At 65.4% G+C, this 15,846-nt stretch carries 3 protein-coding genes; all 3 read left to right on the forward strand.

The genetic code is table 11. The features are described from left to right. Nucleotides 1-3 precede the first annotated feature (3 nt). The 3 genes from QX108_RS01050 to QX108_RS01060 are packed head-to-tail and all read left to right on the forward strand — an operon-like array spanning nucleotide 4 to nucleotide 15,596. The gene (locus QX108_RS01050) at nucleotides 4-3,627 is read left to right on the forward strand and encodes a hypothetical protein (RefSeq protein ID WP_315784796.1); all 3,624 of its coding nucleotides are present in this window, start codon (nucleotides 4-6) and stop codon (nucleotides 3,625-3,627) included. Next, complete coding sequence (locus tag QX108_RS01055; protein WP_172130631.1) at nucleotides 3,624-5,039, forward strand: hypothetical protein; 1,416 nt, start codon at nucleotides 3,624-3,626, stop codon at nucleotides 5,037-5,039. Before QX108_RS01050 ends, QX108_RS01055 begins: the two co-directional genes overlap by 4 nt. 12 nt (nucleotides 5,040-5,051) lie before the next feature. Continuing rightward, nucleotides 5,052-15,596 (forward strand): LysM peptidoglycan-binding domain-containing protein, encoded by a 10,545-nt coding sequence (locus QX108_RS01060; protein ID WP_315784792.1) that lies wholly within the window; start codon nucleotides 5,052-5,054, stop codon nucleotides 15,594-15,596. Nucleotides 15,597-15,846: the final 250 nt, after the last annotated feature.

Genomic DNA, 15,846 nt, shown 5'->3' on the forward strand with positions numbered 1-15,846 from the left:
GCCATGGACGCGCTTGCGTCAGCGCAGTTCGAGCAGGTCGGCTCCGCCGCGATCTATGAGACCAGGGTTGCCGGCTCAGTTGGCTGGGCCGGCTACCTGCTCGGCGCAGGTGCGTCGCTGCCACCGTTCATCAACTACGACGACTCGCTGAAGAAGTACGGTGGCAGCTATCTCTTCGCGACGCAGCGGCCCGCCGATCTCGATCGGGATCCCGGCGGGTTCGCCAAGCGCGTTCGTGATTACATCGGCGCGGCGACGGGCAACCGCGCCGTCGTCTGGCTGGCATCGGCGAACCCGGTCGTGTTCGGCGATTTCAAGCGCTATGGCGTCGGCTTCATCAATCTGCCGCCGGTCTACCAGGTGTCGGGCAACCTGAACCTCTGGTTCGCCGGCAACGCCAAGTTCTACGTTCTCGATCAGAGTCGCATCGACATCGATGGCGGGGCTCTGCGCCTGTCTGGTTCGGCGACGAGCTCGCCGCCGTTCATCGGTTTCTCCGGCAAGGGCGACAATCCGCTCGGCATTCGGATCGCGCCGGCCAACAGTCGCATCTACGCCTACGTGCCGTTCAGCGGCGCCAATACGGGCTGTGTGACCTTCGATGGCCTCCTCGATTCCAAGCAGGCCTTCGTCGCCCAGGGATTGGGGCAGGGCTTCCGCTACACCATCAACAACAGCGCCGCGACGTTGCTGCAGGCGGCGCAGTATGCGGCGATGACGGTGGCGGCCTTGCCGGCGCAGCTTTCGATCGCCGGCGCCTTCGACCTGGGTGATCCCGCCAACCGCGTCATTGATGGAGCGCTGCTCGAACAGGGCTATCTACGCTCGGGCTTCGCCATCAAGGCCGCGCCGGCGCTGACCAGCGAATTCCGCACCACCGGCGGACGCGTGGTGCAGCTGACGCCGCTCGGGGCCGGCAGCGCGGATACGGCGCCGGCGCTCGGGGCAGGTGGCTTCGCCTTCGCCACCAGCGTCGCGAAAACGATCGCGACCGATGCCGGCACCGCCTATCTCAGCCTGGCGGGCCAATACGCGCTCAGCGCCGACGGCAGCTCTGGTGGCCAGGTCGCGAAGCTGATGGGCGGACTGTTCGGATCGGAAGCTCTCAGCTTCAAGACCTACGATGCGAACCTGCCTGCCGCACAGAACGATCGTCTCAACGCCATTCCATCAAAGCCCGGCTATGCGCCGGTGTTTCCGTTCGAGACGGCGGATCTCAACCGCCCCGCGAGCGGCGCCGTCGCGCCGCGCCTGACCGACGACTATCAGACCTCCTGGGTGACCATCATCTCCGGAGGCGGTGCCGTCGACTATCTCGCCGAGCCGGAAGGCAGCGCGATCTACGGAGCCGCCGCAGCCGGTGCCCCCGACGACGCGGCGATCCTGCAATCGGCGCCGCCATTCATGCCGCTCGCTCAGGGCAGCGACAAGACATTCCCGCTCGTGCCGTACGGAGCAGCTGCGAGCAGCGGCGTCGACGGCGCGACGCTCGTCCAGTTCGAAAGTCAGATCGTCGCCGCAACTCGCAAATCGCTGATCTCGAGCTATGGCAGCAGGACGTGGTCGGCGCGGGTTCAGGCGGCGCGCGCGCATGCGTTGCACGGCACCCTGGCCGACGGACCCGGTACCGATGGGACAACGCCGCAAGGCTTCATCATCGAGCGCGATCGGGGGACGGGAGCCTATCTGAACGTCAGCATGGCCCAGTCGCTCAAGCAAGACGGCAAGACTCTGCCGTTCGCGCTGTCTCATCCGACTCCGGCGATGCAGGACGCATTGCAGACCAACCAGCTGTTTCTGGTCGCCGTCAATCCGGAACCGTTCGGCACGGGGGCTCAATTCGCCAACACCGTCAACATCGCGGGCTGGACCATGACTGCGGCAGTCGGCGCCGGAGCGTCGGCGACCGCCTATCGTAACGTGATGATCATGAAGTTCTGCTCCGGCTCGTTGCTCGACCGGGTCACCAATGCCAATCGCTGGACCTCGGCCGAGCAGTTCTCGCTGCTGCCCGGTACGCCGCCGGCCACAGCCGCGCTGTCCTACACCGGTCTGTCGCAATGGCTACAGGACTACATCGCAGACGCGATCACCAGGTCGAAGGGCACGTCGGGTCCGTTCTACGAGAATTTCGCGCGCATCGCCCAGGATCCGAACTGGACCGGCGTCATCGTGCTCGCGGCCGATCTCGGCCAACGCGACATGCCGCCGGAGATTGCGGGCCTTGCCGCCGGCATCGACTTCACCCGTTTCAATGCTCATCATTTCGGCTTCACCGTCAGCCGCGTCACCGTCGAGGCGAGCACTGGCAAGATCACGATGCCTCCGGGCAGCTCCAGCCTGTTCGGCCTGATCGACTACGAAGATCCGCGCTATGCGATGAACGTCTCCAATGGCGTCGCGCCTGACGTGCCCGTGCCGGTGCAGATGAGCGGCGATTTCGATTTCACCGTGCTGCAGCTGCAATCCTTGTTCGAGAATGCCAGGCTGACGCGGTTCGACAGCCATGTCCAGCTCTCGGTTGCAGCGCTGTTCGGCGCGCCGGTGTCGCGCCTGTACTCGCGCGGCAAGCCGCAGCCTTTCACTGGGATCGTGCTCAAGGGCAGCTATGTCGATCAGGGCGGCCGTACGGCCTATGTCTTCGAGCAGAACACGACCAACGTGCTGACCAGCCCGTCGAACGTGCTGCCGGCCGTCGCATTCGACCGTGTGCAGTTCAACACGCTCGGCACCCAGGACCAGGGCGCGACGGTGGCGAGCAACTTCCTCGTCTGGGGGCAGCTCGATTTCACCGCGCTCGAAAGCACCACCGGAGAGACGCTCGACCTGCTGTCGTTCGGCAGTCCGCCGGACACGCCGGAGGCGGCGCTTGGCGTCGGCCTCGCCTTTTCCGGTCTCGCCGTGGGAATGACCTATCCGCAGGCGACGCCCGGCGCCAAGCGTTTCCAGGTCGCGACCGGCAATCTCGCGTGGAATCTCAACGGCTCGACGATGCGCGACACCAGCCTGTTCCGCGGCTTCGCGCTGCAGCTGAAGAGCTTCGTCAACGCCTCCGGCGATCAGAAGCCGTCCGATCTGGGCTTCCTGCCGGTGACGTCGCAGCTCAACCTCACTGAGCTGGAGGGGCCCTGGTTCGGCGTCGTCTACGACGTCACGCTGGGCGGACCGGGTGCGCTTGCCTCCGGCGTCGGCTTCCAGTCGCAGTTGCTCGCCGCCTGGTCGCCGGTCACCACCGGCTCGGATACAGAGCATGCGGTCTTCATCGGCATGAGCCTGCCGGGCGCAGCACCCGGCGCCAGCCTGTTCAGCATCCAAGGCGTCATCAAGGTCGCTGTTGGCGCGATCTCGATCCTGCGCCAGCCGGTGCCGACAGCAACGGGGCGCATGCTGGCTAACGACGCTCCGAAATGGTTCTACTGCCTGCGGATCGACGATATCGCCATCAAGATCTTCGGCATCGCCAAGCTGCCGCCGTCCGCCAACATCCAGTTCTTCCTGTTCGGCGATCCCGACAACACCGGCAGTCTCGGCTGGTATGCCGCCTATGTCGCCGACGACAATCCGGGCTGCGAGCAGTCGCTCGCGTTTGCCAAACGCAAGCCCGAGCTGCAGGAGCCGTCATCATGACGCGGATCCTGTTCTGGAACATCGAGAACTTCTCGGTCAACAAGATCTTCTCGGCGTCGATCAAGCGGCAGCGCGGGCACGGCGGTCTCAACGACATGCAGAGCGCGATCCAGCGTCGCGCCGTGATCAACGCCGTGCTCGCCGCCGCGCAGCCGGACATCATCGTCATCATCGAGGTGAGCTCCGGCGACAACGCGCCGAACGCGCTGGCGAGCCAGACCGGCGGGATCAATGCGCTCGCCATGGTGCAGTTCGGGCTCAACAATCCAGGCACGATGGTGGCCGGCGGATGGAACGCAGTGCCGCCGCTCTATACGGGGACCGGCGGTCGCTCGGAGACCGTGGGCATTCTCTTTCGGCGCACCAACAATGCAGGCACGCTCAATCGCTACTTCACCGGACCCAACATCTGGACCGGCGGGCACGCCGGCCTGTCGGTGCCGCCGGGCGGCGGCGTCGCTACGCCCTACAATGGCATGGCGGTGCCGGTCGGCGCCGTCAACGTCAACGGAATGCTGGTGCCGCCGGGGCTTGGCGGTGTGCGGCAGATCCCGGCAGGCGCCCAGCACAATGGCGGTCTCAATGAGGATGTCGTCGCCGCGCGCATCGCCTTCACCACGCCGCTCGGTGCGGGCGTCGCATTCGGCGGGTTGCGCGAGCCGTTCATGGCGACGTTCACGGAGGCCGACAATCTCGGCAACGTGCAGCGGGACATCACCATCTTCGGCATCCATTCCCCGCCCAACAACCCTGCGGCGGCGAACTACATCACCACGCTGTCGACCATCAACGACATCGTAGGCGGCTTGGGCGCCAACGAGACGCGGGTGATCGGCGGCGATTTCAACGTCAATCTGTTCGCGGTGAACGGCACGGCCTCGGGCCTCTACAATCCGCTCACCGGTGGCCCAGGCGCCTATACGCTGCTCGTCAGTCCGACGGCAGTAGGCGTTCCAGTCAATCTGGACCAGTACAAAGGTTATTTCTCCACCCATATCCGCGGCAAGACCAAGACCGCCGCGTCGAAATTCCTGTGGTCCAACGGCGGCGGGCCGGGCCAGAGCTTCTATCCCGGCTACGGCTATGTCGGCTCCAACTTCGTCGCCGCGCCGTTCTACTCGATCGATAACGTGCTGGTCTGGCCGCATAATGGCTTGCACAACTATCAGACCACGATCATGAACACCGTCAGCGGCACGCCGATGAACGCGGTGATGGGTCCGCCGGACAATCCTCCCCCCGGTGCGATCGCTTTGGCCAACCAGTTCACCGCGGCGCCGATGGGCTGGCCCGGCGCACCCACGGCGGCGAACTATCCGGGGATCGGCGGCGCCGGAAATCTGACCGGCTGGAGCAACTACGGACGCGTTCGCAACACCAGCGATCACTTCGGCATCTTCGCCGACATCTGAGGGAGCGCCGGCATGAGCGCTATCGACAATCTCCGCGCCGCAGTCGAAGCCGCTGCCGGTGACACGGCCTTCGCGCTCAATGCCGCGTTCCTGACGGCGGGCCTCGCCGATCCCGCCGTGAAGCTTCCCGCTGACTATGACACGTGGCTGAGCCAGGCCTTCTTCCTCAAGGCCGCAGCCGACTTCAAGGTGACGGTGGCAAAGTCCGACGTCGGCCCGGTCGATGGGACGGCGTTCACGGTGCAATCGGCGACGATCCCGTTCGTCGGTACCTCCGCGCCGCTCGCCGCGAAGGCCACGCTCGTGTTCTCCGTGGACGGCGACCAACTGATCGTGCAGGCCGAGGCGACGCCGTCGAACTGGACCTGGACGAGCAGCTTCGCCTTCATGGGCGGCTTCCCGTTCAATCAGTTCGGCACGCTGAAGAACGTCAGCTTTGTCTTCTCGACGGCGACCGGCACCTACCCATATGGCGACTCCGCAGGTCGCGCCGTGAGCGGCGGCGCCGTGCAGAATTTCGTTGCCAAGGTCGCTCTGCCGGATGTTGCCAAGCCCTTCCTGCTGCTGTTTCCGGGCCTCACCGCGCCCGCGGGTGATCTGCAGCTGAGCGGCGCTCTCAACATGGGCATCTTCAACGGCGAGACCGTGCTGTTCCCGCCGGGACAGCTGCGGGCAGCGATTCAGGACGGCACGTTCAAGCTCGCGTCGCAGTTCACCGTCAAAGACCCAAGCCTGGCTCTGACCATTCCCGCGCCCGATGGTGCGGACGAGGTCGATGGCGTGCTGGTGCTGGCCGATCCCGCCGATCCGGATGCCGGCGATCAGGCGCCGACGCTCGCGATCTCCTCGCAGTTCGACGTCGGCAGCACCGGCTCCTACCAGCTCGACGTCGAGATCACGCCCGGCGCGGACGCCAACTACTCGGTGGCGCTCGCCGTCGTCGAAGGCGGCGCGCCGCTGACGCCGGCGACGGTGATCGAGGTGATGGGCGGCAATGGCGGCTATCTCGCCGCGACGCCCGACGTGCTGCAGCAGTTTCTCGCTTTCGTCGGTCTCAACGGCTTCTCAATCGCCGGCACCCTCGGCCGCTCGCCGACGATCACGGCGGTCTCGATCGAGATCGGGAGCTCCAAGGATACCAGCTGGCAGATCCTGCCGCCGACCGGCGTGCTCGACTTCAAGATCACGAGCTTCTCGCTGCAATGGTCGATGGCCTATCCGTTCGACGGCGCCAAGCGGCAGCAGACCTACGATTTCACGACCGAGTTCGTGCTGGCGCCGAGCGTCTTCAAGGGGCCGGACGGCGAGGGCGACGGCGTGTTCACCGTCCAGTTCACGTCCGCCAAGCAGTTCTATGCGTCGTTTGCCGGGACCGCCAAGCTGAGCGACTTCCTGACGGCGCTGTCCGGCGGGGCCGTCATGCTCGACGTCGAGAATGGCGGCGATTTCGAGCTTGGCGACATCGCGGTCGCGGTCGATTACGGCGCGCAGAGCTTCCAGTTCGATGCGGGTTTCAGCCTGACGCTCAACCTGCTGAAGATCAACGATCAGCCGATCCTTGCCGTGCGCGACGGCACGGTCTCGATCGCGGCGCAGACTCCGACGCAGACGGAGGGGGGCGGCAACGCAACGACGTTGCTGCGGGCCGCGCCCCTTCCGATGCTGCAGACCTCGCGGGCGGTCGCCTTGCAGACCGCCTCGCAGACGCAGTGGAAGTCGAGCGTCGCCGGCTTCCTCGACGTCGGGCCGCTGCACACCAAGGTCAGCGTGACCTATGACGGGTTCGAATCGCCCAAGCGATGGGATCTCGCCGCCTCGCTGGAGGAACCGCTGAAGGTCTCGGAGCTGATCGACCAGTTCTTCTCGCCCGGCAGCGCCTACGGTTTCCCGAGCTTCCTGCCCGGCAATCTCGTCATCGCCGAATTCGGGATCACCGCGACCATTCCGGCCGAGCAGGGCGAGTTGAAGACGAGCTACGACATCACCGTCGGGTTCAGCTGGACGTTCACCTTCGGCGACCAGACCGTCGGCATCGATCCGGCGCGGCTCGGCGTCAGCTATGACGGCAGCAAGCCGGCGCAGCAGCAGTTCTCCGGTTTCGCGCAAGGGACCTGGGTCTACACGGCGATCAACCTCAAGCTCACGATGGGCTACGAGTTCAAGACCACCGAACTGGGCTCGAACAACATTCTGTTCGTCGACTGGGAAGGATTTCGTGCGACGTGGGAGAGCGGCAAGGAGCTGGTCACGTTCAGCCTCAAGGGCTGGAGCATCGGCTCGCTGGTGCAGGCGCTGGTGCGCACGCTCGGCAACCCGTATTTCACGCTGGACTCGCCGTGGGACCTGCTCAACCAGATCTCGCTCGATGCGCTGCGCGTCAACGTATCGCTCAAGAACGGAGAGAGATTCTCGCAGCGCCTGTCGGCCAGCTACGAGTTGTCGAGCCCGATCAATCTCGGTTTCATCAGCATCACTGCGCTGACCTTCCGTCGCGGCACCGACGGCAAGGTGACGCTCGCCATCGAAGGTTCGAGCCCGCTCGTTGCCGACGATCCGGCGTTCAAGAATCTGCTGGATCCGGCCAAGGGGCAGGACGTGCAGAACCTGCCATCGGTGCCCGGCCGCGGCGAGGAATGGTTCAAGCTGTTCCTGCTGGTGCTGGGACAGCGTATCGGCATCACCGGTCATTCCAGCTTCAACAGCACCAAGGAGGTGATCTGCGCGCTGCAGTCCGTCCCGAGCACGACGGGCAAGATGAATCCGGTGGATCCCAACGCGGACCAGGGCGGCGCGCCGGGGCTGCCCTATTACTACCAGTCGAACAACTGGCTCATCGCCGGGCATCTCGGCCTGATGAAGGTCGCCGGCACCTGGTCGATCGATGCCATGCTGGTGTTCAACGACCCCAACCTCTACGGCCTGCGGCTGGCGCTCGCCGGCGAGAAGATGGGCGGGCTCGCCAATCTCGTCGTCGACATCCTCTATAAGAAGATCACCGACGACATCGGCGTCTACCAGATCGATTTCACCTTCCCGGACATCATTCGCAACCTCAATTTTGGCGCCGTCTCGATCACGCTGCCGCAGCTCGGGATCAAGGTCTACACCAACGGCGATTTCTTCATCGATATCGGATTCCCGTACAATCTCGATTTCCGCCGCTCGTTCTCGATTTCGGTGATCGTCTACGGCGTTCCGGTGCTGGGCGCGGGCGGCTTCTACATCGGCAAGCTCTCCAACGCGACGTCGACCAAGATCCCGAAGACCAATCTCGGCACCTTCGATCCGGTCATCGAGTTCGGCATTGGGCTGCAGCTCGGCTTGGGCTACAATTTCGAAAAGGGTCCGCTGAAGGCGGGCTTTGCGCTGACGGTGTTCGGCATCGTCGAAGGAGTCGTGGCGCCGTGGCATCCTTATGACCCTGCGCGCACACTGGCATCTCGCGCGAGCAGCGGCGCGCTGCAGAGCGACTATTATTTCAAGCTGTCGGGAACGGTCGGCATCATCGGGCTGCTGTATGGCAGCGTCGATTTCGCGATCATATCGGCCTCCGTCAACGTCAAGATCGTGCTGTCGATCCAGCTCACCTATGAGAGCTATCGCGAGATTCCCGTGGTCGCCAGCGCCAGCGTGACGATCAGCCTCAAGGTCAAGATCAATCTCGGCCTGTTCTCGATCTCGATCAGCCTGTCGTTCTCCGCGCAGGTGTCTGCGACCTTCGTGATCGGACAGACCAGCACGGCGCCGTGGGAGGTTCAGGGGGGACGGGCCGACGCGCTGCTGATGCAGCGGGCTCACGCGCGCGGACCGGACGCGGTCATGCGGCTGGCGCGCAGCTTGAAGCCGCGTCCAAAGCGGCTCGCGCCGGCTGTCGCGCATCGCATGGGCCTTGCGGCCAGTGCGGGAGACAAGCCCAAGCTGTCGGTGATGGCGGGGGCGCAGTACACCGTGCTTGCTCCGGAGGGCGCAACGGATGCGGCGTCGAACCAGGGCGCTTTCGTGCTCCTGCTTGCGATGGACGCGCCGGATGCCGCTGCGAGCGTTCCGTCCGCCACCAAGACATCGTTCGACGTGCTCGCCGAGGTCTACTTCCCGTGGATCATCGATGCGCTGGGCAACGAGAGCGGCCATGAGGCTGAACTCGCCGAGACGCTGGCGACGTCGGTGACGCTCACCCAGCTGGAGGCCTATGTCGCTCGCCTCGCCGACACTGCCGATCCATTCCTGTCGATCACCGGGCTGCTGCAGTTCCTCGCCGACGGGTTCAGGCTCGACATCTTGAACCCGGCGACGGCTCAGTCCTCGGGGCTGAAGGCCAAGCTCGACGCCGGCTCCGTGCTGTTTCCGGTGTTCGACGGATTGAAGCTGCAAGTCCCCGCCTTGTCCGGTGGCCAGACCTCGCCGATCGCGTTCGAGACGTACGCCACGGCGACGCCCGGCTATGCGACTGCGGTCAGCAACATGTTCGCGCAAGTGGCCGCGGACATCCAGGCTCAGAACAAGGAGATGCGCCGGCTCGCCGCGGAGAACGATGCGAACTCGACGGAGTCGATGGCTGCTCTGGTGTTCGTTGACACCTTCACGCTGATCGCCCGCCAATTGCTCCAGGCGGCGGCCGACGCGCTGAAGAGCTACGCCTATCCGCTGGCGCCGAGCAGCGCCATCGGTGGGATCCTCGACGAACTCAACAGGATTCCCGGCAATGCCTTGACGATTGCTGATGTCGTGCAACCCAATGTCGATCATGCCCTGGGGGCCGGACTGTCGCTGCATATCGAAGGCCTCGAATACGTGGTGCAAACCGGAGACACCCTGCAGAGCATCGCGGACCGCTATTCCGATGCGGTGAAGCCGCCGCGCTGGACGTCGACGCCAGACCGCCTGATCGTCGCCAACCGGTCCCGCCATATGTTGCAGGGAGGCGTTAGCCTGACGCTGACCAACAGCCAGGGCCAGCAGCAGGTTTACGTGACTCGGCAGGGTGACAGCTTCGACGACATCGCGCTGCAGCTCGGCGCTATCTCCATCGACGCGCTCGCTGCACAGAGCGTGCTCTACGGCGCCGTGGGCCTGCTGCAGCCGACCTTACCGCTCGCGATCTGGCCGATCGCCTACAAGACGGAGGGAACATCCGGTCCGTCGTCCGATACGTTGGCCAAGGTGGCGAGCCTGTTCCAGACCACCTCTGTGGCGGTCGCGGATGCCAATCGCGACGTGCCCGGCCTGTTCTCTGTGGAGGCGGAGCGCGGCCTGCTCACGATCGCCAATCTGGAGGCGCAGTCGGTTGCGGCGCTGTGGTCGGCGATCGCTGCCACCGGCCAGGTCGGGCAGACCGCCGGCATGGTCTCGCGGTTCCTCGTCTACGGGCTACGACTGCCGATCCTGGATGGACTGACGCTGTCCAGTGCGTTCCTCTATCCGCGGACACAATCGGGATACGGCGTCTATCAGCTCACCGGCCAGCAGTTTCCGACTCCCAACGCTGCCACGAGCTACAAGATCGACTTCGCGCGCGAGAAGCAGAGCCACGGTGTCCCGCTCGACTTCATCTTGCTGAACGACAGCACCGACCTCAGCATGGAGGTCGATCTGAGCGAGGCCTATGCCGCCCTGAACGTCGTGGTCAGCTGGGCTAAAGCTCCCGGCAATTTCGCGCCGAGCCCGACCTTCGCGGCGTTGCCGCTCGCCGAGCGCCAGCCGCGGCCGTTTACCGCCAGCGGCTATGCGCGCTGGTCGAGCGGATCCGTCGCGAGTCTGTTGGCGCTGACCAATCGCGGCGGGGTGGCCGCGGCCGGTGATGCCGGCGCGCAGGTACAGCCGACGTTGTGGAGCCTGCCCCCGGCGCAGACCAATCTGGTCGCCATGCGCGAGCAGTCGATCCGCGCCGTCATGTCAGATCTCCGCTCGACCTACGCGCTGCTGCCCAAGTTCCAGCCACAGATCGGCCGCAGCAATCCTGCAACGGGACGCACCGACTACGCTGGCATCGCACGGTGGGCCTGGTGCACGCGACTGGACGTTCAGATCAAGCGTCTGCCGGACGCGGCGGCGATCGCTGCCCGGGGCGTCGGTGCCGGCGATCTGCCGAGCGGTCCGGCGTCGTCCCCAACGCTGCCGTTCGTCTATGAGCTGGTGGGACCCAGTTCGGAGGATGCGGTGCGGCTGCAGCGCATCCTGACCGCCATGGACGCGCTGGGCGAAGGCATCGCCTCTGCCGTATTCCTGCTCTACAATCAGTCCGGACCTGGCGCACCGATGCTGGTGACGCCGGCGGATGCCAACTTCCTGGCCTTCATCACCCAGACCAACCTGTCGACCGAGACCAATCCGGCCGCCGCTCTCCGGCTGATGCTGGCGGCCGAAGACGCTCCGCCGCGCGGGATCGCCAATTCCCCGGCGCAGTTCATTCGCCTGATGTGGGAGCTCAGCACGGTCCGCAGCGGCGGCTACTATCTCTACTACGAGAACGTCGAAAGCGGCGAGGGCCTGCCGGCCGCCGTTTTCGACTCGTCCGGCTCGGGCATTGTGACGGTGGTCGTGACGTTCGCGGCGCAGGGCAGCAACTCGTTCGGCACGACGCTTCCCGACTTCGTCAACGCCTTCGTGACGACCGACGCCGTCGATCCGCAAAGCGACCTGGTGCAGACGGTGTCGCTGGCCTCGACCGGCCCAACGGCCCCGGTCGCGGCAGGAGCATCGCTCGACGCGCTCGCGGCGATCTACGGCCCCGGGCCCGGAAGGATCGCCGAGGTCAACGCGACCAGGCCGCTCGCCGCGGACGCGCTGGTGCCGATCGTGGGCGCGGTGCGCCAGCTGACCGACGCGGATCTCGTCCGTGGCGCCGGCGGCGTCATCGATGCGCCGGCCACGCTCGACAAGCTCGCCAAGCTGTTCTCTGCCGGAGCCGTCCATTCCATCACCGGCCAGGACATTGCGGCGTTCAATCCTCAGGTCGCGGTTGCGCTCGCGGCCGTGTTCTACATTCCGCCGCTGACCTACCAGGTCAGTTCCTCAGCCGCGCCCGGGATGAGCTTCGCCGCCATGGCCGCCTATTACGGGTTGGATGTCGACCTGATCGCCCGGGGTGCCAGCGCTGCGCCGGGACTGTTCCCGGTCAATACCGTGCTCGATCTCGATCCGCAGCTATTCTCCCTGCGCGATCAGTTGCCGCCGCAGAACATCGGGTTCTCCCTGACGCGCGAGAACCTCGGTCTGCCGCCCGACGATCCCGCAGCGCCCGACTTCGCCAGGAAGACGATGTACCAGCTCTACACCTCGCTGGCCGCGGGGCTCGCAGGCAGCGTCTTCTACAAGGCGAGTCCGCTGGGCATGCCGTTCGGTCCCCAGGACCATGACGACGATGGGTCCAGCGCCTTCGAGAGCCACGCTCGCTCTGCGAAGACTCGCGGCAGCCGCCTGGCGCAGGTCGCCATTGCCGATCTCGATTATCGCCAATCCATTGGCATCGCTGCGCAGTTCGCGCTGGTCAACGCCGCGCCCAATCCACCCGATCCGGATCTGCCGCCGAAGGCGGGCAATCCCTATCTTGGTGTCGGCACCATGGCGCAGGTCGCGCTGCAATGGCGCGACATCTTCGGCAACACCACCGTGACGCCATTCGAGGCGCCGCCGCAAGGCTATCGCGGCGCGCTCAATGGCGCGGCGGTGCCGATGCTGTATCGCGACGAACTGATCGGGCTGGGGGCCTGGACCAACACCAACGCCAGCTATAGCTACGAGGCCAGTGGCGGGGCCGCGTTCAAGCTCTCTCTGTCTCTCAACGGTGCCGCCTATACCGGCCCTGACGGTGCCGCGCGGGCCGCCGACGATCTCTCGCTTTACACTCGGATCTACTATCAACTGCATCAGGACTATTCGACCAATGTCGCGGTGCACGTGCCGGGCGTGTCCGGAAATGCGGTTGCGATGCGGCTGTCGAATTCGCTGATGGCCAAGCCCGATGTGGATCTCAGCGACGTGCAGGCGGACATCATCCGCGGCTATGTGCGTGCCTGCGTGCTCTACCTCAAGCGGGTGGCGCAGGGACAGACGCCAGCGGCCCCGGCAGCGTTGCTGTCGCTTCCGATCGACGTGAATGCGATCGCCGCCGGCAACATCCTCGAGCTCGATGTGGCGCTCACGCTCAGCCGCAATCCGCTGCTGGTCGATCCGGCGGTGGCAGCACTGCTGGGCGGCACCGGCGTGGCTTCAGCGATCCTGCCGCGCGCCGATGGCGATGGCAACGTCGCCTACACGGTGTTCAGCAAGGCGTTCGAGGCGATGTTCGCCACGGCCGACTGGTATCTCAAGGTCGGGCAGGGCCTGTCCCGCGACGGCGAGGATGCGGCGGACGGAGCTCAGCAGCTCTGGGCCGTCCGTTTCGGCCGGGCGGCCGGCCAGGGCATTCACTTCAAGCTGGGGACATCGCCGAGCTACTTCGCGCCGAAGCCGATCGCCAAGGCGCTTGCAAGCGGCGATGCGACGATCACGCGCTATGACAGCGGCGATTCCGATACGCTGCATCTCGACGGCGTCGATCTGAACCAGTGGTTCCAGAGCGCGTTGGATGCGATCGATCAGTTCCTCTCGGCTGATTACGCGCCGCACGCCTTCATCCTCGACCGGATCGACGGTGTGACCGATCCACTCAAGAACGGCTCGCTCGGCAGCGTGCTGTCGACCAAGGAATTGCTGGCCGATACGATCAGCCTGAAGATCTTGCCGGTGCTGTCGACCAGCGCGGGCGATCCTTCGACCGGATTCGCCGCCAGCGAGAAGCTGCGCCAGCAACTGCTCAATCAGCTCGGCGCAGCCTATCGCGCCGGCGCGGCCGTCGTATTCGGGCTGACCGAGGTGACGGGCGGCGGCGACAACAATCCGGCCGGGCCGCCAAACCTTTACGGTCAGCCGGGCGGTAGCATCAAGGGCGCCGCGGACAATCAGAATTTCACGCTGACACCAACGCGCATCCCGCTCGGAGAGGTCTACGATCCCACCAGCAAGAGCTGGTACGATCCGCGGCTGGCCTTCGTGTTCGCGACCAAGAACGTCGTCGACCAAGCCTATGTGCCGCTCAAATTGACGCTGTCGCTCAGCCATCTCGAATTCGAACGGCGCACCGTCGCCGGCATCGAGGGCTATGTCGATTCGCGATGGCTCGCCTTTGTCAACGGACCATTCAGCTACCCGCTGGCCGGCGACGAGGTCGCCAACATCCCCGTGGTCAATCGCGATCTGCCGACGCCGCCGACCGTCTCCGCGCAGCGGGCACAGCAGCTCACCGGCGAGGGCGCGACGGATCCGTCGAAGCTGAGCGCCTGGAGCTATGCGTTCGACTATCTCTATCAGCAGGCGGCAGCGGATGCGGTGTCCTGCACCGTCGAGTTCAACCGTCCGAATCCGATGACGCTGCGTGGCGCCGCGCGGCTGGACGGCGAGCCGGACCTGTTCACCGCGCTCGCGCAGTTCGTCACCAACTATCCGGCCATCCTTCGCGATCTCAATCAGTCTCTCGTCAACATCGATGGCGCAGAGCCTGATCCGGCCACGCTCGCCGCCGCGCGCAAGGCGACCGCCGCGTTTGCATTGGAGACCAAGCAGATCGCTGATGCCTACGCGCGGGAGACGGTCGGATCTGCGAAGCTTGCGGCTGCGCCGGCGCATGTGATCGTGAAGTTCCTTTCGACGCTCGACGGCACCAAGGACGGACATGCGCGCACCAATCTCGTGAACATCACCATCGATGGCCTGACGGCGAGCTGGGATGCGGCAGCCGCCACGATCTCGAACGGGATCACCACGCTTCCGGCTCCCGTAATCGCGATCGCGCCCGAGCTCTATACGCCCCAGGCCCTGCCGCCAGCGGAGCTGCCGGCGGGGGTGCAGATCGCTTATGTCTATGCGCGTCAGGTCGACGGTAAGACGGTCTATCTCGGCGAAGAGGAGGCGCGTGGGCTGCCCGCCCGAACCGTTTCGGTATCCCCGCTCGATGTGCTGCTGTACCAGAGCGGCTGGGCGTCGGTGTTCGTGCAGCGCAATCTCGCGCTGTTCCCGCTGGCTGATCTCAAGACCACCAGCACCAACCCGGCGTTCCTGTTCCAGACGCCGGAGGTGCGCTTTGCCTCCACGGTCGTTCCACAGCTGAACTACAACGCGTTCTCGCTCGACGCGATGTCGGGCGCGTCCGGCAACCTGGATGCGCGTCTGACGACATTCTTCGCGGGGCTCTATGCCGACGGCAATGGCAGCACCAGCGACGAGGTCGCGATGCAGGGGATGTACAGCTACGAGATCGTGGCCGGCCAGCCGGCAATTCCTCGCGTGCGGCTGCCGATCAACCTGCTGACGCCGACCCCGTCGGTGGTCGATCCAGGTGTGAAGCCGGCCTTCGTGGCCCCGTTCGCGCAGATGATCGACGCTTGGCGGGGGGCGACCAACCCGACGACGTCCGGCCACGCCCGTGTCGAGATCGAGCTGAAGGTCTTCGGCGGCGTCGGCGATGCGACGCAGCCGTTGATCCAGGTCAGCCGGCTGACCCACGACGTCGCGAGCGCCTGAGCGCGCTCGGCCGGCTCCTGTCGGATGCCGCCGCAGCGGCCGCACGAGGGGCCTGGCGCGCTCGGAGAGATTCGAACTGAGCTCCTAACCGATTGATTATATGAATTATTTCGCAGGGGTTTGAATTCGAGGGACAAGCACAGGGACAGGTTGTTCCGTCTTGCAGTTATCAACAAGCTTCTTGTTTAAAGGCTGGTGCGTCGAACAAAGCGTGGGTTGCGGGGAGGGCGCTGTTTGCTCCTATTCAATC

It is taken from the genome of Bradyrhizobium sp. SZCCHNR1002 (assembly GCF_032381435.1).
In the GTDB taxonomy this organism is placed as follows: Bacteria; Pseudomonadota; Alphaproteobacteria; order Rhizobiales; family Xanthobacteraceae; genus Bradyrhizobium; species Bradyrhizobium aeschynomenes.

Bases quoted from the DNA above. Each gene is read 5' to 3' on its own strand.
- QX108_RS01050 (WP_315784796.1), top strand. From the start codon at position 4: ATGGACGCGCTTGCGTCAGCGCAGTTCGAGCAGGTCGGCTCCGCCGCG.
- QX108_RS01055 (WP_172130631.1), top strand. From the start codon at position 3,624: ATGACGCGGATCCTGTTCTGGAACATCGAGAACTTCTCGGTCAACAAG.
- QX108_RS01060 (WP_315784792.1), top strand. From the start codon at position 5,052: ATGAGCGCTATCGACAATCTCCGCGCCGCAGTCGAAGCCGCTGCCGGT.